17 protein-coding genes are annotated in these 20,927 nt (G+C 36.5%); 7 read left to right on the top strand and 10 right to left on the bottom strand.

From position 1 onward, the window contains the following. Positions 1-9: 9 nt before the first annotated feature. From ACR2MV_RS07780 to ACR2MV_RS07795, 4 genes are all read right to left on the bottom strand, one after another. Positions 10-465: a hypothetical protein gene (locus ACR2MV_RS07780; protein ID WP_434021344.1), complete on the bottom strand. Its 456-nt coding sequence runs from the start codon at positions 463-465 to the stop codon at positions 10-12. A 29-nt stretch (positions 466-494) separates the two neighbouring features. Then, complete coding sequence (locus tag ACR2MV_RS07785; RefSeq protein ID WP_434021345.1) at positions 495-1,550, bottom strand: bestrophin family protein; 1,056 nt, start codon at positions 1,548-1,550, stop codon at positions 495-497. A gap of 117 nt (positions 1,551-1,667) precedes the next feature. Then, on the bottom strand, positions 1,668-1,832 hold the full coding sequence (locus ACR2MV_RS07790) for a hypothetical protein (RefSeq protein ID WP_434021346.1): 165 nt from the start codon (positions 1,830-1,832) through the stop codon (positions 1,668-1,670). 81 nt (positions 1,833-1,913) lie between these two features. Then, positions 1,914-2,798 (bottom strand): ChaN family lipoprotein, encoded by an 885-nt coding sequence (locus tag ACR2MV_RS07795; protein ID WP_434021347.1) that lies wholly within the window; start codon positions 2,796-2,798, stop codon positions 1,914-1,916. Between the two features lie 146 nt (positions 2,799-2,944). On the opposite strand from ACR2MV_RS07795, the gene ACR2MV_RS07800 reads away from it, so the two are divergent. Next, a complete protein-coding gene (locus ACR2MV_RS07800; RefSeq protein ID WP_434021348.1) occupies positions 2,945-3,289 on the top strand; it encodes a hypothetical protein in 345 nt (114 codons plus the stop codon). A 207-nt stretch (positions 3,290-3,496) separates the two neighbouring features. On the opposite strand, the gene ACR2MV_RS07805 is transcribed toward ACR2MV_RS07800, so the two are convergent. From ACR2MV_RS07805 to ACR2MV_RS07815, 3 genes are all read right to left on the bottom strand, one after another. Further along, positions 3,497-5,203 (bottom strand): GMC oxidoreductase, encoded by a 1,707-nt coding sequence (locus ACR2MV_RS07805; RefSeq protein WP_434021349.1) that lies wholly within the window; start codon positions 5,201-5,203, stop codon positions 3,497-3,499. Beyond that, positions 5,200-5,739 (bottom strand): gluconate 2-dehydrogenase subunit 3 family protein, encoded by a 540-nt coding sequence (locus ACR2MV_RS07810; RefSeq protein WP_434021350.1) that lies wholly within the window; start codon positions 5,737-5,739, stop codon positions 5,200-5,202. The genes ACR2MV_RS07805 and ACR2MV_RS07810 overlap by 4 nt, the downstream gene beginning before the upstream one ends. A 133-nt stretch (positions 5,740-5,872) precedes the next feature. Beyond that, positions 5,873-6,595, bottom strand: a complete 723-nt coding sequence (locus tag ACR2MV_RS07815; RefSeq protein WP_434021351.1) for a head GIN domain-containing protein — start codon at positions 6,593-6,595, stop codon at positions 5,873-5,875. A 272-nt stretch (positions 6,596-6,867) separates the two neighbouring features. Between ACR2MV_RS07815 and ACR2MV_RS07820 the strand changes: the two genes are divergently transcribed. Together ACR2MV_RS07820 and ACR2MV_RS07825 are read left to right on the top strand one after the other, a co-directional pair. Further along, positions 6,868-7,323, top strand: a complete 456-nt coding sequence (locus ACR2MV_RS07820) for a hypothetical protein (RefSeq protein ID WP_434021352.1) — start codon at positions 6,868-6,870, stop codon at positions 7,321-7,323. Beyond that, complete coding sequence (locus tag ACR2MV_RS07825; RefSeq protein ID WP_434021353.1) at positions 7,316-9,169, top strand: adenylate/guanylate cyclase domain-containing protein; 1,854 nt, start codon at positions 7,316-7,318, stop codon at positions 9,167-9,169. Before ACR2MV_RS07820 ends, ACR2MV_RS07825 begins: the two co-directional genes overlap by 8 nt. A gap of 4 nt (positions 9,170-9,173) precedes the next feature. Here the strand turns inward: ACR2MV_RS07825 and ACR2MV_RS07830 are convergent, their stop codons facing one another. After that, positions 9,174-10,094 (bottom strand): hypothetical protein, encoded by a 921-nt coding sequence (locus ACR2MV_RS07830; RefSeq protein ID WP_434021354.1) that lies wholly within the window; start codon positions 10,092-10,094, stop codon positions 9,174-9,176. A 179-nt stretch (positions 10,095-10,273) separates the two neighbouring features. Here ACR2MV_RS07830 and ACR2MV_RS07835 point away from each other — a divergent pair, with 179 nt between their 5' ends. The 4 genes from ACR2MV_RS07835 (at position 10,274) to ACR2MV_RS07850 (ending at position 19,208) form a co-directional block, all read left to right on the top strand. Further along, the gene (locus ACR2MV_RS07835) at positions 10,274-11,509 is read left to right on the top strand and encodes an aminotransferase class V-fold PLP-dependent enzyme (RefSeq protein ID WP_434021355.1); all 1,236 of its coding nucleotides are present in this window, start codon (positions 10,274-10,276) and stop codon (positions 11,507-11,509) included. Positions 11,510-11,771: 262 nt separating this feature from the next. Continuing rightward, on the top strand, positions 11,772-13,145 hold the full coding sequence (locus ACR2MV_RS07840) for an oxygenase MpaB family protein (RefSeq protein ID WP_434021356.1): 1,374 nt from the start codon (positions 11,772-11,774) through the stop codon (positions 13,143-13,145). Between the two features lie 5 nt (positions 13,146-13,150). Beyond that, positions 13,151-14,002, top strand: a complete 852-nt coding sequence (locus ACR2MV_RS07845; protein WP_434021357.1) for an SAM-dependent methyltransferase — start codon at positions 13,151-13,153, stop codon at positions 14,000-14,002. A 4-nt stretch (positions 14,003-14,006) separates the two neighbouring features. Beyond that, positions 14,007-19,208 (top strand): adenylate/guanylate cyclase domain-containing protein, encoded by a 5,202-nt coding sequence (locus tag ACR2MV_RS07850; RefSeq protein WP_434021358.1) that lies wholly within the window; start codon positions 14,007-14,009, stop codon positions 19,206-19,208. A 30-nt stretch (positions 19,209-19,238) separates the two neighbouring features. Here ACR2MV_RS07850 and ACR2MV_RS07855 read toward each other — a convergent pair whose 3' ends face one another. Next, on the bottom strand, positions 19,239-19,982 hold the full coding sequence (locus tag ACR2MV_RS07855; RefSeq protein ID WP_434021359.1) for an NIPSNAP family protein: 744 nt from the start codon (positions 19,980-19,982) through the stop codon (positions 19,239-19,241). Positions 19,983-20,052: 70 nt separating this feature from the next. Beyond that, positions 20,053-20,927: sensor histidine kinase (locus ACR2MV_RS07860; protein ID WP_434021360.1), on the bottom strand; the 875-nt coding region annotated here is incomplete at its 5' end.

Below are 20,927 nucleotides of genomic sequence, written 5' to 3' on the forward strand. Positions count from 1 at the left end.
CAAAAGATCTTACTTACAATTTTCTTTTTCGACCGTATAGGATGCCGAGATAAACTTCCATTGATTATCCACTTTCATCAAGCTAAAAATATCTACTCCACAATGAGAAAATTCACCATTCACCTTAAAGTCATATGGAACCCAGGCCATAGCCATCCCTTTATGAATTTTAATCTCATACGATAATGCGCTTTCCTTTAATATAGTTTTAGGGTCAAATCTATTTAGATCTTCCTTAAAAAACCGCATCGAATAAGTGGTAGGATCAGTCGTGTTATCAATAGCCCATACCTGCCCTTCACTAAACCATAGCTTTTTTAAAGCAATGGTATCTTGTTTCTCTAAAGCCTTAAAAAAATCATCAACCTTTTCCTTCACCAAATGTTCATCAGAACTTATTTCATCTTGAGCCTGCCCTAGAAACGGTATAAAAACAAGAAAAACAAATAAGCATCTTTTGAGCATAGTAAGGTTGGTTTATTTAAAATAATTCGTCAAAACTGTGTGTGTTTGGTTGTTGGAAACTGAACGGGAATTTCCTCACCTGATTCACCCAAGTTTTGCCTAAGGTCAATTTCAATGGCTCTGGCTATATTAGAAATAGGAACATCATTGGCGGTTCCTTCAAAAGGATTGTCACCAGTTCTTCCCATTCTTTCCATCGTATGAAAGATCCATGATACAATCACGTACATAGGAACAGACAACCAGATAAACAAATTTCCAATAATAGAATGGTCCGATCCAATTTTGGCCCCGATATCTGCAAACTGAGGGACCAATGCCAAAGGAAGTAGCAGCACAAATATCCACATAAAAAAGTGGTTCAATGTAGCGAATTGCCTCGGGTAAGGAAAATTCTTAATCCTTTCACTTTTTCCCTGAAGAGAAAATAACTCTTTGATCACGTTCTCTAATTCCAAGAAAGAAAACTCCCACATATTTCCTTGTAGTTTTAACTTTTTTAAATGATGGGATTGCAAATACAACATGGCTGTTTGTTTGTTGCCTTTAGACATTACATAGTCCAAATCACTTCTTGAAATCAAACAGGTCAATTCATCTTCTAAATTAGATACTTTCTCTGGAGGTATCATACCCCACTCTCTATTTGTTCTATGATTCACCGAAGTCTCCCATGGCTTAGATTCTCTCATCGAATATCGAAGGGCAGTCATCCAGGCAATATGCCTATATGTTAAGATTCGAATTTCATCTTGCAAAGATTTTTCATCCAAGGAAACCTTGGCATGCTCATTATCCACCATATCTTGAGTAAAGGTTCCAAAAGTCCTTGAGGCATTTACAATTCCTCCCCAAATCTTTCTGGCCTCCCAGATTCTGTCATAAGCTGCATTATTTTGAAATCCTATCACAAAGGCTACGGCAGTACCTATAAGGGCCAAAGGAGTCCATGGTATCCTGAGCCAGGACAAATCCAAAAAGTAATACGCAGTAACCCATGCCAAAATGATAAATAGAAAAATAAAAGTGTCGAAACGAGTCCATATGGCCATTTCAAGAGAAGAGTAGTATTTTTTTATATGCATAGGTTAAAAATAATGATAATAAATTAAATTCTCATTCCTTGGAACAACCACACAACTTACTATTCGACCACTTTGAATTTTAAACACATTGAAACTTGTAAAAGAGATTAATACTACCTATTCCTGTTTATGCTCTTTCTTATTCATGCCGGCACCTATACCAGCACCCAGAGCAATTCCAACTGGCAACCAAAGTCCAATATTATCAGTAGCAACTCCTACTGCCGTCCCTATGGCTACTCCCAAAGCCACTCCAATTCCAGCTTTATTTTTATTTTTCATTTTCCTTGTTTTAACTATTAGAAGCATCAGCTTCCATAATGTTACTTAAACTCAAACTCTGTGGATTTTAAAAAGACGATTTTACCGGTTTGTCTGAGTCATAGAATCGGCGACAACAATAATATAATCTGCTATTGTTTCTTTTTCTTCCTTTTCAAATTCCTCCCATTCAGCTGCCATCACGGTTGTAACAGATTTAATATTGAGTCCTGGCCGTATTTTATTAATCCACCAAATAATTCCCTGGCCATAATTTGAGTGATAAGACCCTTCAAAATGAAATAGAAAATCTCCTTTTTTAAAGTTCTTCAATGAAAAATGAGCCATGGTTGCATCCTTAGCCGCCTGAGCCGTTTGAATATTCAACATGTTCGGCGGAACATGCCCTCCCATCATATCTGCCATTTCCGCGTAGGCTTTGACAGTAGGGTCAAAATAAGTCTCAAGATCAGGTCCGATCATGGCCAGTGCCTCCGGGCTCAATTCTTTTAACACTTCTATACCCTTCTTATTGATCATGGAAGCATAGCGTCGCGGTATATTTGTAGCTATAAAACGTAGGTTTTTTTCTTTAGCAAAATCCAACAAAGGCTTATAATCAGTCTTGTAATTCCCCCACATCTGCGTTATTTCAGGAATCATTTTATCCTCCTTATAAAATCCTTGTAAATACTCATCCAAGACCAGTTGATTTCCATTTTCAAACATTTCGGCACCAAAAAAAAGTTTCTCTCCTTTGACTTCATAAAAACTTTTACTCATTTCTAATTGCAGCCAATGAGAGATTGGATTGGTATGATATTCACCAAAAAAGACCATATCGCTTTCAGCAAGATCCTTGATCATTTTATCATATTTGGCCTTTTTACCATTGCTATTAAACAATTCATAGGCAGGTTTACCTTGGGAATACCCGGAAAAAATAAGAGAAATGATTAAGAGAATTGCTAGATATGAACGCTTCATAGTGTTTAATTGAATGAATCGTAAAGCTATCGAAAAATTCTGGCAGCAACAACAGCAGCAAGCTTCTAAGATAAAAATGACATATATCATTGATTTACAAGCAATAAAACCCTATATTTGAGTATAACAATAACAAATTCTAGGCTATGGATGAAATTACTAAAACCAACACTACCCGAATTTTAAAGTTTCTACAACCCTACAAATTGGATTTTAACGAATACAGTATTTGGAATTATTCAAGGAAAAAGTTTAAAGACGAGGCAAATACAAGACCCTTATTAAATGAGGCCATTGACTACCTTGCAAAAAATGGTTACGTAGAAAGCGTTAGAAGAGAAGGTTATTACCGTCTTACTGCAAAAGGCAAGTATTTTGAGAATTGGGAGATCGAAAAAATCGATGAAATCAAATCTGAAGTACCAAAAAAAGTGCAAAAAAGCTGGATGAATTGGTTGATGCCAAATAAAAGTCAAGCCAATCGGGTTTAACATCTTTGTAAAAGGATGTAGACTGTTCTGCTGCTTATAGAAATTAATTTATAAGCCTTTTTTATCATGCCATAAATCAAAAACCAGATGGCAATATTGCTGAAACGAAAGGATTCAATCAAGGCTTTGAAAAACCTGCTCAAAAATAAAAAATGACAGCTCTCTAGAGCTGTCATTTTTTCGATTATCTGTATATCTTTTCTTTTTCTATAATCTTCCAGCTTTGATCTGCTTATCAGCATAATCAACAGCCCTTGCAGTTAAGGCCATATAGGTTATACTGGGATTCTGTGTTCCCGAACTAGTCATACAAGCACCATCCGTAACAAAAACATTGGGTACTTCATGCATCTGATTCCATTTGTTTAAGACGCTTGTCTCAGGATCACGACCCATTCTGGCAGTTCCCATTTCATGAATACATGCACCTGGAGCAGTTTCACCATTAAAGGATCCAATATTTTTACAACCCGCTGCCTCCAGCATTTCAACGGCGCATTTTACAGCATCCTCTCTCATTTTTATTTCGTTTTCTCTTAAGGCGGCATCAAAAGTAATTACCGGGATTCCGTATTTATCTTTCTTCTCAAAATTCAAATACATCCTGTTCTCATGATTGGGCAATATTTCTCCAAATGCTGACATTCCTAAAAAATAAGGTCCTGGCTTAAAGAGTTGATCCTTCAATTCATCCCCAATTACACCTGCAGGATTATTTTTAGACCTGTTTATAGATCCCTGATATCCAAAACCTCTTATATAGTCCTTTGTTTCAGTTGCATTATCAATATTTCTAAATCTTGGAATATAAAAACCCGCAGGCTTTCTTCCTTTGTAATATTTATCATCAAATCCAGGCATTTCACCATATGCTCCCATTCCATAATGATGGTCCATCACATTATGACCTAGTTCTCCGCTCCCATTGCCTAATCCTTCCGGGAAGGTTTTTGAACGGCTGTTCAAAAGGATCGCCGTAGTTCCGACAGTACTTGCATTACAAAATATTATGCGCGCATTAAAAATGATCTCCTCTTTTGTCTCACTGTCAATGACCCTCACCCCAGAAGCTTTTTTTGATGTCTCATCATAGATAATCTCTGCCACAACACTGTTGGCACGAATCGTTAAATTACCCGTTTCATCCGCCACGGGAATTGTTGATGAAACACTGCTAAAATAAGCTCCAAACGGACAACCTCTATGGCATCTGTTTCGGTTCTGGCACTTGCCTCTAAGTCCTTTATGAATCTCGGGGTCATATTCAGTCAAATGAGCTACTCTACCCGGTGTCACTACTCTTTCTGGATAAACCTTAGCAACCTCTTCTCTAAAATGCTGTTCAGCACAATTCAATGGGAATGGCGGTAAAAACTTACCATCAGGCACCTGTTTCAAACCTTCCTTTTGACCACTCACACCTACAAAGGTTTCTACCCTATCATACCAGGGTTCAATATCTTTATATCGAATGGGCCAATCTACACCTACACCCTCCTTTTTATTGGCTTCAAAGTCTATATCACTCCAACGATAACAATGTTTACCCCACATGATGGATCGGCCACCCACATGGTGTCCTCTTATCCAATCAAACCTTTTATCCTCATCATAAGAATAGTCACTGTCCCTATTGATCCAATGTTTATTATCCTCATTTAACCACCAGTTCAACCTGTTTTGCTGAAAGTAATGCTCCTCTATTTCTTTATGAGGCACTTTATTTTGATTGGGCAAATCCCAGGGATCCATATTCGCAGTTGGATATTCTCCGTGCCTGACCATCCTCCCTCTTTCCAGTAACAATGTTTTATGACCTTTGGTGCACAGTTCCATTGCTGCATAACCTCCGCTTATACCCGAGCCAATGACGATGGCGTCAAAGGTATTTTCTGCTCCTTCTTTCGAACTCATAATGTCCATGCTTTTCCTCCTACAGATTCAACCGAAATACAAGGTTCGTATTCTCCGGGAACCGGTAAATAATTTAAATAATTCTTTCCTATTTCTTCAGTCGATAAATAATATGCAACTGCCTGTTGTTTTACATCCAAGAGGCCTGCCTTAGCCAAGGCGTCTTTTTCTTCATCTGATGCCATTAAGGTTTTAAAACTTTCCAAACTTGGTTTAACAGTGTGGCTCATTAAGGCCGTAAATTTTTCAGTGAATTCATTTTGCTGATCAGGGCTGTAAACCACACCTACCATATTATCAATTATTTGGTCTACTCCAACATCAACGGCAGAAGGGCTATCCGATTTTGGTATAATAATATCCAGCATATTTTGAAGTGAAGCGAAATCTGATTCGCTGAAGTAGGTCAGTGAATAATTGGATGCCTCGACTTTTTTTGCCTCACTGCAAGCCGTTAAAAGTGAGCTGGATAAGGGAACCGCTAAGGCCGCTCCAGTTGCCATGGTCACCAGTTTAATTAATTCGCGTCTTTCCATCTAAAATTTTATGATTTAGTCAAAAACCTCCTCGTCATTTCAGAGGCCTTATGTATATTGAAAAGCAAGATACACAATATCCCTAAAACATCAAATTAACAAAGTTTGATGGCTTCATGCAAAAACTATTAAATCAATTGCTATTGATAATTTTTCCAGATCCGGAAATGTCAGATTCAATCACGGGCTCCCCTTTGTATCTCACAGAACCTGATCCGTCTATCGTGACTTTTAAAGTGGCATTGGCCGTCACCGAACAATCGGCACTTCCAACAATATTTATTTCTACTTGATCGGCCTCTAATACAAAGCCGTCAGAAGAGCCAGAACCTATAATTTCGATATCGACATTCACTAAATCCGAAAAGGCGCCATTTGCGTTTATATTTCCCGATCCTTCAATCACCATATTCAAATTTTCACAACCGGTGTTTTCATCTAACTGTATATCACCAGATCCAATAATTCTTAGAAAAACATTTTCTTTACTGGTAAAATCGTTGATATCTATATCTCCCGATCCCTCCATAGATGCCGCATTCAATTCCGGAATTATTATGCTAAATGACAAATCCGCATTCTTATAACTACCATCTTTTAATTTGATCTCCCAAACCTCATTATTTACCGAGGTTTCTATTCGATCAATGATATTGGCATGTCCTGTGACCTCTACTTTTTGCTCAGAACCTTGAGAAATTACTATATTCATAGAACCCATTGCCTCTATGGCCGAAAATGTTTCAAGTGTCAACTCTTTAGTAACAATAGGGCCTTCTCCCGTATAGGTGTCATCATCATTACAAGCGTTTAGAAAGAAGACAATACATGCGGATAATACTACTAATTTTTTCATGATTTGATTTCAATTGGATTATAATGAATAGACGAATATCTTTTGAAATCGTTACAAAATTAGAATCATACGGAACACTCAGATTGACAGTTATAAAGACACTGCATTCACTATTTACGGATCATCTGAGTTCAAAAAGTAAAATAAAGCTTGAAAACTAAAAGTCTCTCTTCGGAAAGAAATATGGGGCTTTCGTCCTTGATGACTTTTAGTAAAGAATTATCGAACGTATTTTGAATAAACAAAATAGTTATTCACTTTAAAGTTAAATTATGAAAGATCACGAATACAAAAAAGATCCTATAAAAAGTCATCATGTAATTCTCTATGTAGATACTGAGAACATTGTCCCTGGTAATGAAGACAATTGCTGTTGGTTAGGATGGCCCAAAAATGACCATCAGAAGAACAAAGATTGGTATACATACGTCGATCCAGGAGAGTATATTACTTGGATTGGACTTTCAATTTCTTCTCCAAATGACATCGTGAATATTACCAGTATTAGTCATGAAAAAAAAAGCAATGTGTTTGGAAAAACAATACTACATGGGAATGGTGAATCTCCTGAAAAAGTCATCGGAACCGTTCAGAATGATACTGATGACGAAAACGAGCAATATATGATATCGTTTACAGTTAGCAATGGCAATAATGGTGGCTTACGAAATGGTAGCTACCGTGTAGACCCTGAGATTAGAGTAAGACCTCCTGGAAGTGGTGGATAATTCTAAACCGCATACGATTTTTTTAAAAGCCTTAAAAGGCTATGTAACCATAGTTATCCTGTTTTGGGCGATCGAATCTCTAATTGCCCAAGACCAAAGAATAGCCGATAGCCTAGCCGTATATTACTCCGACCAGAGTATTCAAGGCATTGAACGTATTAAATTACTTGAAAATTTAACTTTTAATGAACTCAATGATCTCAATTTAGCTATTAGGTATGCCACAGAATTAATTGAGTTATCAGCCAAATCTAACCAAAATAAAAACCTTTATAATGGTTATTTTCATAGAGGAACTGCCTATTCCTTTAACCAGGAATTTGAAAAAGCGCTGACTGATTTATTTAAAAGTATAGAAATCGCTGTTGAACATAAATTCACAGACAGGGAAGGTATTTCCTATATGTCCATTGGAGGGGTATATTCAAAATTAGGCAATCATGAGAACTCTGAACTATACTATGAAAAGGCCATTGATAAAATCAGAAAACACAACGATTCAATCACTTTGGGATCTGTACTATTGAACGCTGGCAATGCAGCAATTAATAACAAAAAATATAATAAAGCCTTGCTTTATTTTGAGGAGACCGATGCCATCTTTAATAATCTTAATTACACCATTGGCCTGGCTTATAACAATGGAAATATGGGTATGGTTCTTGCCGAACAAGGAAAAGATGACCTTGCCGAAACAAAGATCAACAAAGCCATTGCAATTCTTGAAGAAGTAAAAGATTATTACGCTATTTCGGTCTATCTCACCTATATGTCTGATATCTATCTCAGAAAAAATGATTGGTCAAATTCTCAAAAATACGCCGAAAAAAGTCTTCAGTTAGCACAAGAATACGAGCTGAAGGGACAAATTAGAGATGCATACTTGAAACTTTCAGAACTCTACCAGGAGAACAATGAATTTGAAAAATCCATTGAATACCTAAATCAATATTATATATATCGTGATAGTATCATAAATATTGAATCTGTAGAGAGAATAGCTGATTTGCGAACCAATTTCGAAGTGACTCAAAAACAAATCGAAGTTGATCTTTTAGACGAGAAACAACAAAAGCAACGTGTGATTATCATCGCTATTATTATCGCTTTAGTATCAATTTCACTTTTTGCTATTGCCTTGTTTAGGCGCAATGTTTTCATTAAAAAAACCAGTTCCATCATTCAAAAAGAAAGAGATCTTTCCAATAAATTACTTCGAAACATTCTTCCTGAAGAAACAGCCAAAGAATTAATAAAAAACGGGAAAGTTAAGGCAAAAAAAATTAATAAAGCCAGTGTTCTTTTTACTGATTTTAAAGGTTTTACACGACGTTCAGAAAAATTATCTCCCGAGAAACTAGTTGAAAGTGTGAATTTTTATTATTCCAGGTTTGATGAAATAGTAGAAAAACATGGGCTTGAAAAAATAAAAACAATTGGTGATGCCTATATGATTGCCGGAGGGCTACCTTTTCCCACCAATGATCACGCGATTAAAACAGTTGAAGCCGCTTTTGAAATTATAGAATTCGTCAAACAGACCAAAGAAAATGATTCAGACGAAATTGCCCACTTTGACATTCGAATAGGCATCAATTCAGGTCCTGTGGTCGCTGGAGTTGTAGGAATAAAAAAGTTTGCCTACGACATCTGGGGTGATACGGTAAACATCGCTTCGCGCATGGAATCAAATTCGGAAGCGGGAAAAATCAATGTTTCAGAATCTACTTTCGAGCTTATCAAGGCAGCATATAACTGTTCTTATAGAGGTGAAATAGAGGCCAAAAACAAGGGTAAACTCAATATGTATTTTGTTAATGGCTTAAAGAATTCAACTGAATCTTAATTCTCTAAAAATTTATCCTGTATTGTATGTTCGCAACAAAACTTCTGGTTAAACCATCTGGTCTGGTTTCTCTGACAATAAACGGAGAACCCAAACTCAATTGAAGGCTGTGTTTGCCATTTAGATAATAATCAAAATACGTATTCCAATTCAAGGTCAAGCCCTGAGAACCATCAATTTCCTTTTCAATACCATCAATATCGGTAAATTTATCATTACTCAAGTGATAAATCGGCAGTAAGCTTGGTGTAAAAACGAACTTTTTACCAAGGTTTAAAGGATAAGATGCTCGAATTATTACATCCCCGCTTCTTTTAAATTGATTGGTCGATTGAAACTCACTCAAAGGCGAATCAGATGAGTATAAATCTGACAGAAATTCATTATTGTTTTGTGTTAAGGGCTGTTGTATTGCCGCCAGCAATTGTAATTTTTTAATATTGTATCCGATTCCTAAAACCAAATCAAAAGTTCCTAAACTTGACTGGTAGTCCATGGGTAAAGCCAAACCATCTTCTTTCTTATTGGCATCCGATAGAGGAACTTTAAATCCTACAGTTAATGACGTTCGACTTCCTAATTTATAATTTCCATTGACATAAATATCGGACAATCCGAATGTTGAAATATCATTCCCTGACTGAGAAAGGGTCGTTAACTTTGCATCTACTGATAAGCGTTCATTGAATTCTCTTCTGTAATCGAGGTATGTACCAAACACGCCAATATCATAATCAGCGGCTCCCACATTAAAACCAACCTTAAAACTATTTTGAAGTTCATAACTGGCATCATGTTCGTGAGGTTTAAAACTATCTATTGTACACACTCCTGCATCACTGCATCCCTGCGCAAAACCATTCACAGAAAAAAGCCATATTGCCACAAAAATCAAAAAAATATCGGGGGAAAATTTTGAAGTCATTTTTTCAAATTTAAATTTTGTTTAGTGCTTAGTCTACAAAAATGAGAATCCTTTCAAAAAAATCATGACCTTCCATTTCTCACCTTCTGGAGGTTGGCATAAAAATCATCTTTGATTTTACTCAATCCGTCGGTCAAGATTTGGTCAATTTCATTAACTTTAAGAACTTAAATTCATCTATGAAACTAGATCTAAATTTTATTCGCTCACAATTTCCTGCTTTTTCTGAACCAACACTTCAAGGCTGGGCATTTTTTGAAAATGCCGGTGGATCTTACCCTTGTATTCAGGTTATTAATCGACTCACCGATTTTTACATGAAGAACAAGGTGCAGGTACATTATCCTTTTCCAGCTTCAACTCTTGCGGGAAATCTAATGGACGCTGCGTATGGCGAACTTGCAGGATATTTAAATGTGGATGCAGCTGAAATACATTTAGGGCCTTCCACTTCGCAAAACATCTATGTTCTGGCCAATGCCATGAGACCCATGTGGAATGACGGAGATGAAATCATTGTTTCATGCCAGGACCACGAAGCCAATGCAGGTGCCTGGAGAAGATTGGAAAAAAAGGGTATTAAAGTCATCGAATGGCATGTTGAGTCATCCTCAGGATTACTCAAAATTGATACCTTAAAAAGTCTGTTTTCAGAACGTACAAAAATGCTTGCTTTTCCACATTGTTCCAATGTAATAGGGCATGTGAATCCCGTAAAGGAGATCAGCCAACTTTGTCATCAACACGGCGCACTATCTGTAGTGGATGGCGTAGGATACGCACCCCATGGCTTTCCTGACATAAAAGAATTGGAATGTGACATTTATCTATTCTCGCTATACAAAACCTATGGACCTCATCTTGGTTTGATGTATGTAGATCAGAAGCTTATTCTAAAAATGGAAAATCAATCTCATTATTTTAAAGAAGGTATCACGAGAAGTATGCTGACACCTGCCGGACCAGATCATGCGCAAATAGCAGCTTCTACCGGAATCATTGACTATTTCGACACTGTTTACCATCATCATTTCAAAAAAGAAGTCAGTCCCGCTGAGAGAGGTGCGGCTATTAACAAATTGTTTCAGGATCATGAAGAGGAACTCATGGATCAATTACTGGCATTTTTAAAAACAAGAAATGATATTGAAATTATCGGACCTGCGGAGTCAACGGATAGAGCTCCAATCATCTCAATAGTTCCAAAAAACAAAAATATAAAGAGGGTTTATGCCCAGCTCATTGAGCAAAAAATCATGCTTGGCATGGGAAATTTTTATGCTGTTCGTCCTTTAATTGATATGGATATCCCAACAGATCCTGGAGTCATAAGAATTTCATTTCTACACTATACCTCTAGTCAGGAGGTTGATCAATTGATAAATGCACTGGCGCTGGTCTTGTCAAAAGATTGATCGTTAAATTCCTTTGAAAACTAAAATGGTCTATTCGGAAAAAATATAAGGCCATTGGTCCATTTTGACTTGTAAAAACAAGTAAGAATGAATCTCTTTAGCCATGACAATAATAGGCATTTAGCAATAACTGAACATTTTTAATTATCTTAAACCAAAATAAATGGTCCTGGATAGTCTCTAAAAGTTAATGTCTTTGATAAAAAACTTTGACTGTCGAAACATTTTAAACACCAAATCTAAACCAACCAAATCAATTATAATGGCTAAAAAACAATTTATCTGGCATGGAATAAACCTTGACGACCAAAGGCAGATAATGGATAAACCAGCAGATGATGCTGTTGAATCCATTTTTGAATCGCATTCAATGAAGCATCTTGTAGGTATGCTCAAGGATATGGCAAAAAACGACGATTTTGTATCCAAAGAATTACCTGCCTCTATGCATGACTTTGTTGAAAAAGAACTCAGCTTAACTTTTTCTGATGAGGATATTAAGTATTTTAATCAAACATATAAGATTTGGGAGGAACATGGAATGAAATTTATTTTTATTTTATTTTTCAGATCTCTTCCTTTTACCTACCGCGCAGAAAAACCCGCCAATGTACTTAGAATGACCAAATTACTGGTAGATCATGCCGAACGAAGAATATTTGAAACGGCACAATTTGTTTTTGATGTAATGGATGAACAATGGTGGACCCCTGAAAAAAGAGGCATCTTAACAGCCACTAAGGTAAGGATCATGCACGCTGGAATGCGGCATATCATATTAGATGATAACCATACCAATGAACAATGGAATTCTGAATGGGGCAAACCTATAAGTCAAGAAGATCTTATTGCGACCAACCAGGTTTTTTCTCTTGAATTTTTTAAAGGACTTGAGCTTTTAGGAGATCAATTGTCACCCGAAGAACAGACTGCATGGTTTCATACCTGGAAGACCATTGCTAAAATTATGGGTGTTAAAGATGACCTGATCAGTAAAGATGTGGAAGAAGCCTGGACCCTTCAACACACCATATACGATCACCTGTTTAGAGGAGACACCTATTCTGGTGTTATCCTGGCAAAAGCCTTGGTCCAGACGATGGACAAGTTTCATTTACCAACAAAACTCACTTTAATGATGATGAAACGAATGTTGGCCGATGAACGTTTTCCGGATAGTTTCGAAAAAATGCTAGGTCCGTCTTTTGAAAAGGAATTTCCAGAATTGTTTGAAGTTCATACAACAAAAGAAAAAAAGGATGCACATGATAAGAAGCTTCGTTCTCACTTTCATAAAGAGCTAAAGGGATACCATAAAACATTAAAGGAAAAAAACGGATCAAAACAGCATGTTGGATGGTTTCAAAAGATTTTTGACTTTTTCATGAATCTGTTTGGAGTTTCAAAAAAAGATCAACAATTAATTGATATTCATCTGGCGATGATTCACAACATCTTGCATCATAAAGATACTGGTAACCCTATCGAGGAATTCGAAGAACATATGATTATCGATTCCATGTCAGCACTCGGGGGCATTATGATTTCGATATTGAATGTACATTATAGAGAAGGAAAGGATACAGGATTCAGAATACCAAAAACACTTCAAGCTAACTGGAAATTAAAAGGATAAATTAAATGGATCTAAACTACAAAGAATCAATTATTAGTTATTACGATAACACCAGGCTCGACTATCGCATTCTCTGGTACAGAAACAATCATAATTCAGTTCATTTCGGATTCTATGACGATGAAGTTACCACGCACAAAGAAGCGCTATTAAACCTAAATAAAGTAATGGCAAAAAAGGCGGGCGTAAGAGATGGAGATGTAATTTTAGATGCAGGATGCGGCCGAGGCGGCAGTTCTATATGGCTGGCAGAGAATTTCAATGTAAAAGTTGAAGGTATTACACTAGTTCCTCATCAGGTTCAGAAGGCAAAGAAACTGGCCTCTAAGAAACAACTTCAATCACGGGTTGGTTTTTCTGAACAGGATTATTGCAATACTGAATTTAAAGATGAGAGTTTTTCATTGATCTGGGCCTGCGAAAGTATGTGCCATGCTCAGGATAAAAAGAAATTTTACCAGGAAGCCTATAGACTGCTTAAACCTGGAGGAAGGCTTGTATGTGCCGATTACATAAGAACGGACAGACCATTATCTGAAGACGGAGAGGCCTTGCTCCACTCATGGCTCGGTGGCTGGTCTATTAAAGATATCGACACTTATGATGAACATGAGCAAAATGTTCAAAGTGCGGGCTTTGCTGATTTTACATTAGAAGACATTACAAAATTTACAGAACCTTCACTATCCCATCTGCATTCAATGTCAAACAAACTTTGGGGCTTCGGCACATTCTTAAGAAAAATAGGTCTCCGTAATGATGTGAATCATGGAAATCATTTGGCCTCCATTAGACAATACGAAGCACTTCAGAACAAATTATGGTACTATGGATTGATGGTACTTATAAAAGAATAAATACTTGGCAGTAGAAGAAAACATATCGTTTGAGGGATATTCAACCTTAAAAATGCTCAATATCAATCAGCATCATGAAATTTGGTTAGCAAATCGTGAGGCAGATGGTGAAAAAGTCGTTTTAAAGAAATCTATACTGGTTCATGAGGATAACCGATCTTCCAAATTTGGTCATGAATTTGATATTTTGAAAGGATTAAACCACCATGGAATTCCCAAGGCACATGAGTTTGTAATTGAAGGAAACAACATGGCTCTTGTACTTGAATATATCGAGGGGCAAGAATTAAAAGAATCCATTTTCAAAAAAGAAATATCTATTGAAGATGTGCTTGATATTTCCATTCAGTTGGCAGATATTCTCCATTATATTCATCAAAATGGTGTCATACATAAGGATATCAATCCAGCAAATATTATGTTAACCGAAGATGGAAAAATAAAACTTATTGATTTTGCCATTTCTTCTCAACTGAATTCAGAAAGAAATGATTTACTTCATACTGATCAGATAGAAGGAACCTTAAACTATATTTCACCAGAACAAACAGGAAGGACCGCTTATTTAGTCAAACACAAATGTGATCTTTATTCTTTAGGAATCTTGATGTATGAACTTGTCGCAGGAAAACCACCTTTCGACTCCATTGATTCGCTTGAAATTATACACTTCCACCTCTCAAGAATCCCAACACCTTTGAGTTCTATTCTGTCCTTTCTGCCCGATGGACTAGAGGAAGTCATAAACAAATTGATGGAGAAAAATCCAGAAGATCGATACCATACTGCGAAAGGTTTGAAACATGATTTAGAACTTATTAAAAAGCATGTTGAAAGCAATAAAACACTCGTAGGTTTTGTTCCTGGAAATGAAGATAGTTCAGGAGAATATAAGCAGAGTCAAAAGCTTTACGGACGTAAAAATGAAAAGGAAGAGCTGCTCGGTTATTATGATGAAATCAATGAGTTAAAATCATTTCTGGTATTGGTCGCAGGGTACTCAGGAACGGGTAAATCAGCTTTGATCAGACATATCAAATACCCAATAATTCAAAAAGGCGGCACTTTTTTGAGCGGTAAATTTGATCAGTTCAAACAGGATATTCCCTATTATGCATTCATCGAAGCAACAGAAGAGTTCATCAAAAACTTACTTTCAGAACCAGATCACATCATTGAGATATGGAAAGAAAAAATACAAGAATTACTTGGAGATAACGTTGGTCTCATTGCCGAGGTAGTGCCATTAATAACCAAAATTATTAAGGATTTTCCAGAGGTTCCAAAACTTCAGCCAGCAGAGCAGGAATCACGGTTTATTATGGTTTTACTTGATTTCATATCCGCTTTTAGCACTAATGAAAAGCCTTTGGTGATTTTTTTAGATGATCTTCAATGGGCAGATTTATCATCCTTGAATCTTGTCAAAAAAATTCTTGACAGCGACAATAGTAATGGCATTTTAATTTTTGGTTCTTATAGAAACAATGAGGTACAAACAGGACATCCGTTACTTATTACTTTAAAACAAATAGAAGAAACAGAAAAGCAAGTCAAAACGATTCTTCTGGAAGCTTTAAATGAAGAAATTACGTGTCAGATTACCGCAGATTCTTTCACCATGTCTGAAGGGGAATCAAAGATCCTCGGAAAATTGGTTTATTCCAAAACGAAAGGAAACCCATTCTTTATTCATAGTTTTTTAAAATCACTATACGACAAAAAATTAGTTCAGCAGAAAAAAAACGGAACTTGGAAATTTGATATTACAGATATTGATCGTTTAAACTATACTGAAAATGTCATCGATCTATTAACAGAAGGACTTATTATTCTTCCCAATGCCACCCAGGAAGTGTTGAAAATTGCTTCCGTTCTGGGAAACACCTTCAAATTAGACGAACTGATTCAATTAACCGGCAAATCTCCTGCAAGCATTTATCATTCATTAAAAATTGCCATTCAGGATGGACATATTAATACTTTAGATAAAAAATATAGATCACTCGCTTTTGGTTCAATTACAGATCAGTATGATTTCGATTATAATCTAACAGATTATTCAGCTCAGTTCACTTTTACTCATGACAAAGTCCAACAAGCATCTTATAACTTAATTGATGAGAAGCATTTGGCATCCATGCACTTGCAGATTGGTCGATTGTTGTTGAAAAAACCTGAAAACGAAATACATGAAGGAATTTTTGAACTTTTAAACCATTTTGCACTTGGCTTAGACCTTCTAGATAATGAACAAGAAAAGAACCGTCTGATAGAATTATGCCTTGTAGCCGGTGTTAAGGCAAAGGGTTCTATCTCTTATGATTTAGCAGTTCGTTTTCTCGAGATGGGTAAAACCTTGCTAGGAACAGATAGCTGGTCAACAAATTATGAGTATACCTATAACATTCTGAAAGAACTTGGAGAGTGTGAATATCTTAATCACAATACCGAAAAAGCTGAAATTCAATTCAAAGAAGTACTGGCTCATTCCAAAACTAATTTTGATAAGCTTAAAGTATATTATATCCATTCTTCCTTATATCTAAAAATAGGAAATACCCAAGAATCTTTGAGGTTAGGGATGGAAGCAGCAAAACTTTATAATATTCAATTTCCAAAAACTAAAAGGGCAATTCAGGCAGCCACTTTAGTGACCATGACCAAATACCTCTTCCTATTTTCAACAAAATATAGCAATACCGACCGGTTTTTTAAAATAGAGGATTCCGATGACGAAGAAAATATAGCGTTAAACAGTTTTCTGATTGACCTGGCCACAAGTGCCTATCAGCAGGACAAAAACCTGATGATGCTGGTGATTTTTAAAATTATAAAACTATTTATTCAAAATGGTTTCACTGATGCCAGCGGCTGGGGGTTTTCCGGTTTCTCGGTGGTTGTGCTTTCGGCGATGAAGATGCAAAAGCGGGGATTTAAACTTTGGGATTTAACTTTAAAACTTCATACAAAAACGCATTCACCTCTTATTAAATGGCGGCTCTATTACACAGTCTTATGTTTCCATAATTCCTGGAGGGTCCCTTTTAAAGATACATATGATGATACGATACAGACGATAAAAGCTTGTGTCTTAAACGGTGATCAGGTATTCACGGGGTATACTGTGGCATTCTATATCCGGAATGCATACATCGGTGGAAAAAATTTAAATGAGATCTATCATGTTTCAACAGAACATATGTCTCTTATTAAAAATGGATTGGGTGGAATGGATTTCTTTTTAGGTTTTTTCCAATTAACCAAATGGTTAAATGGATTAACCTCAGAAAAGACTTGGAACGATGATTCATTTAACGGAGAGAAAACCTTACAAAGGTTAAAAATTGAAGGTAACCAGACCAAACTTGCTGTTTTTCATACTGCTCATTTAATTCATTTATACTATTCCCAGCGATTCCATGACGCTCTTGTAGAAGATACGATTCTTGACAACTATATGGACAACCTTTTAGGTGACCTATGCAATGCCCTAAGAGCGTTTTATAATTCCTTAACGATCGTGGCCTGTTATCCGGATTTTAACAAGGATGAAAAAAAGAAGTATCTGAAGGTTTTAAAGCGACATCTAAAGAGTTTTAAAGAATGGTCCAATGGCTGCCCTTCTAACTATTTACAGCATTTCTACCTTTTGAAAGCCGATTATAATGCCATTCAAAACAGAACAGAGAAGGCCCAAAAACTTTACGAAAAGGCGATTCAACTAGCAGCACAACATGATTTCAAATATGTTGAAGCTTTGGCCAATGAAAAAGCAGCAAATATTTGTCAATCAAACGGCTTACTAAAACAAAGTGAAGTCTACCTCTTGGATTCTTGGGAGGCCTATAAAATTTGGGGAGCCCACACAAAGTGCAGTCATCTCGAAAACGATTATCCTGAACTTTACAGGATGATTGCTTCTAAGAAAAGAGCAAATGAAGTTTCTAAAAACTCCGTCACGTCAACTTCTAGCCGGTCGGCTCTCGATTTGGCCAGTGTTCTTAAAGCCTCTCAAACCATCGCCAGTCAGGTGAAATATACCGATCTGTTAAAAAAATTATTACAGATTTCAATCGAAAACGCAGGTGCAGAACGTGGTGTATTGCTTCATGAAAAGAACAATGTTTTATGTATAGAAGCGGAAGGTGTTAGTGGGGATGAGAAGTTTAAAATTCATAATTCCATTCCATTTGAAAAATCTGAATTAGTTCCCAGCACCTTTATTAATTATGCCTGGCATTCTAATGAAAGTGCCGCTATCAAGGATGCCGGCGTCGAAGAACGATTTAATAGTGACCCGTACATTATTCGAAATAAAACCATTTCTATGATGTGCGTACCACTGACTTCTCAAGGAAAAACAAATGGTTTACTTTATATGGAAAACAACCTTATCAAGGGTGTTTTTAATAAAAACCGTATCCGATTATTGCAAATGCTTTCTGGACAAATAGGGATTTCAATTGACAATGCCATTCTCTATGAAAACCTGGAAGAAAAAGTGATTGAAAGAACGAAGGAAATCGAAAAACAAAAATTAGAAATTGAAGAACAAAAGGAAAAATCAGATTCACTTTTATTAAATATTTTACCAAAACATGCCGCTGAAGAACTAAAGAGTACTGGTGGGTATAAGGCTCAGAGTTACAATAATGTTTCTGTCATGTTTTGTGATATTGTAAGCTTTACAAAGCTAGGTGAAAGCATGAATGCTGACATGCTGGTCAACGAATTACATGAATTTTTCTCGGGTATTGATGACATCATTTCAAAGCATAAAATTGAAAAAATCAAAACCATTGGCGATTCTTATTTATGTGCTTCCGGGCTGGATGAAAGCGAAAAAAATGATGCAGCCATAAACATGGTCCAAGCCTCCAATGAAATACTAGTATTCCTGGATGAGCTGAATAAAACAAAGGAAAAAGAAAACAGAGCCGCCTATCAGATTCGAATAGGTATACATTCAGGACCTGTAACTGCCGGCGTTGTGGGAAAAAGTAAATATGCCTATGACATCTGGGGTGACACGGTCAATACAGCCTCCCGAATGGAAAGCAGTGGTACACCTGGTAAGATCAATGTGTCAGGATCTACCTATCACAAAATAAAAGACACTTTTGACTGTGAATATCGCGGTAAAATAAAGGCTAAAAACAAAGGAGAAATTGACATGTATTATGTGAGTCCTCAAACCTCATAAAATCTACATAAACATACTGTATTGAATCATTTATAACTGAGAATAATCTACAGGTTTTAAAAATACTCTCGTGATCAGGCTCACTGTATTGGCATATTCTTCCAACTTTACAATTCGCTGCCATTCTGGATGTGGGCCAAATTGAGACCAAGCCTTTTTATGGGCTTCCATATCTTTGAAGGCCAACATATATGTTAAACAGGGCATTTGCTCGCCAGCAATATTTTCTCCAAAAAATACCATAGGCAAACCCACATCCTCAAAGATCTGAAACTCATGATCATTGAACATTTTGACTTTTCTACGCAAAGCATCTTCATTATAGGCCTCATAAATACGTAATTCAAACACACCCGAATCATTAGCAGGTTTTACCAGGTTTGTAAAAACAGTTGAAGCTCTGATTAATGAACTTGACATTCTTTTAAATGGAAAATCGCTCGCGCCAGTCTTCATATAGGCAGCGGCATCCTTGGTATAGACTTCATCCTTTGTCAGCGCTGCATCACGATCTGAAAAGGCCTGTAAATCAGTATAAGTTATTAATAAATACATTTTTTTCGGAAGGGCATCTCCCAATTCTTCAAAAACGCCAACATGCTGAATTCCCTGTCTGTTGAATGCCGGAAGCAGTGCCTTTTGAAAATAATCATGAAGAACTTGTTCATTTTTAAAAAAATCGATTTCATAGGTTCTCAACTCATAGATTTCAGCCTGACTGAATGAAAGATTAAAAACGAAGAGACAAACGAATAGACTAATAAATTTTGACATGACCTTGGATTTGGTAATTTGATGAATAATCAATTAAAGGTACAAAATCTTCCACTTCCTTTTTTCATGATTATATAGCTCTGCTCTTTAGAGGTAGTTCAATGATGAATTCGGTACCCTTCTCTTCATTGGTTTCAACCTTCAACTCCCCACCATGGGCCCTCACAATATCATAACTCAAGGAAAGTCCAAGACCCGTGCCCTGACCAGCTGGTTTTGTCGTAAAAAACGGTTGAAAGATTTTATCTTTTACCTCTGTCGGGATACCATTTCCATTGTCAGATACTTTAATTTCAACTTGATCTTTTAAGAGCCTGGTACTAACCTTGACCATCGGCTTAAAGTCTTTGCCAATTGCTTCGCTTTTCTCTTTAACCGCATAAAAAGCGTTGTTGATCAGGTTAAGCAATACCCGGCCAAAATCCTGAGGTACAACCTCAATATTTGGTAGATTCTCGGCTAATTTCGTTTGAAGATCAGCATTAAAAGACTTGTCTTTGGCTCTTAAACCATGATAAGACAATCTTAAATACTCATCACATAAAGCATTAATGTCTGTTGATGTTTTTTCACCTGAGCTGATCCTGCTATGCTGTAACATTCCCTTTACAATGGATCCAGCTCGTTTACCATGATGATTGATCCGTTCCTGATTCTCTTTAATCTCTGATGCCAGCTCTTTGACTTCCTGCTCCTTTCCTGCATCTATATCTTCAATCATCTCATCGATCAGCTCTGTACTGACCTCTGAAAAGTTTTTAACGAAATTCAATGGGTTTTGAATCTCATGGGCAATCCCGGCGGTCAGCTCACCTAAGGAAGCCATTTTTTCAGATTGAATGAGTTGTGACTGAGTTGCATTTAACTCTGCCAAAGTATCTTGGATTCTTTCTTTTTGTTGCGTTAATAATTCATTGGCCTTTTGACGATTTTTATTATTCCTAT

Source organism: Lutimonas sp. (assembly GCF_051011215.1).
Lineage (GTDB): Bacteria > Bacteroidota > Bacteroidia > Flavobacteriales > Flavobacteriaceae > Lutimonas.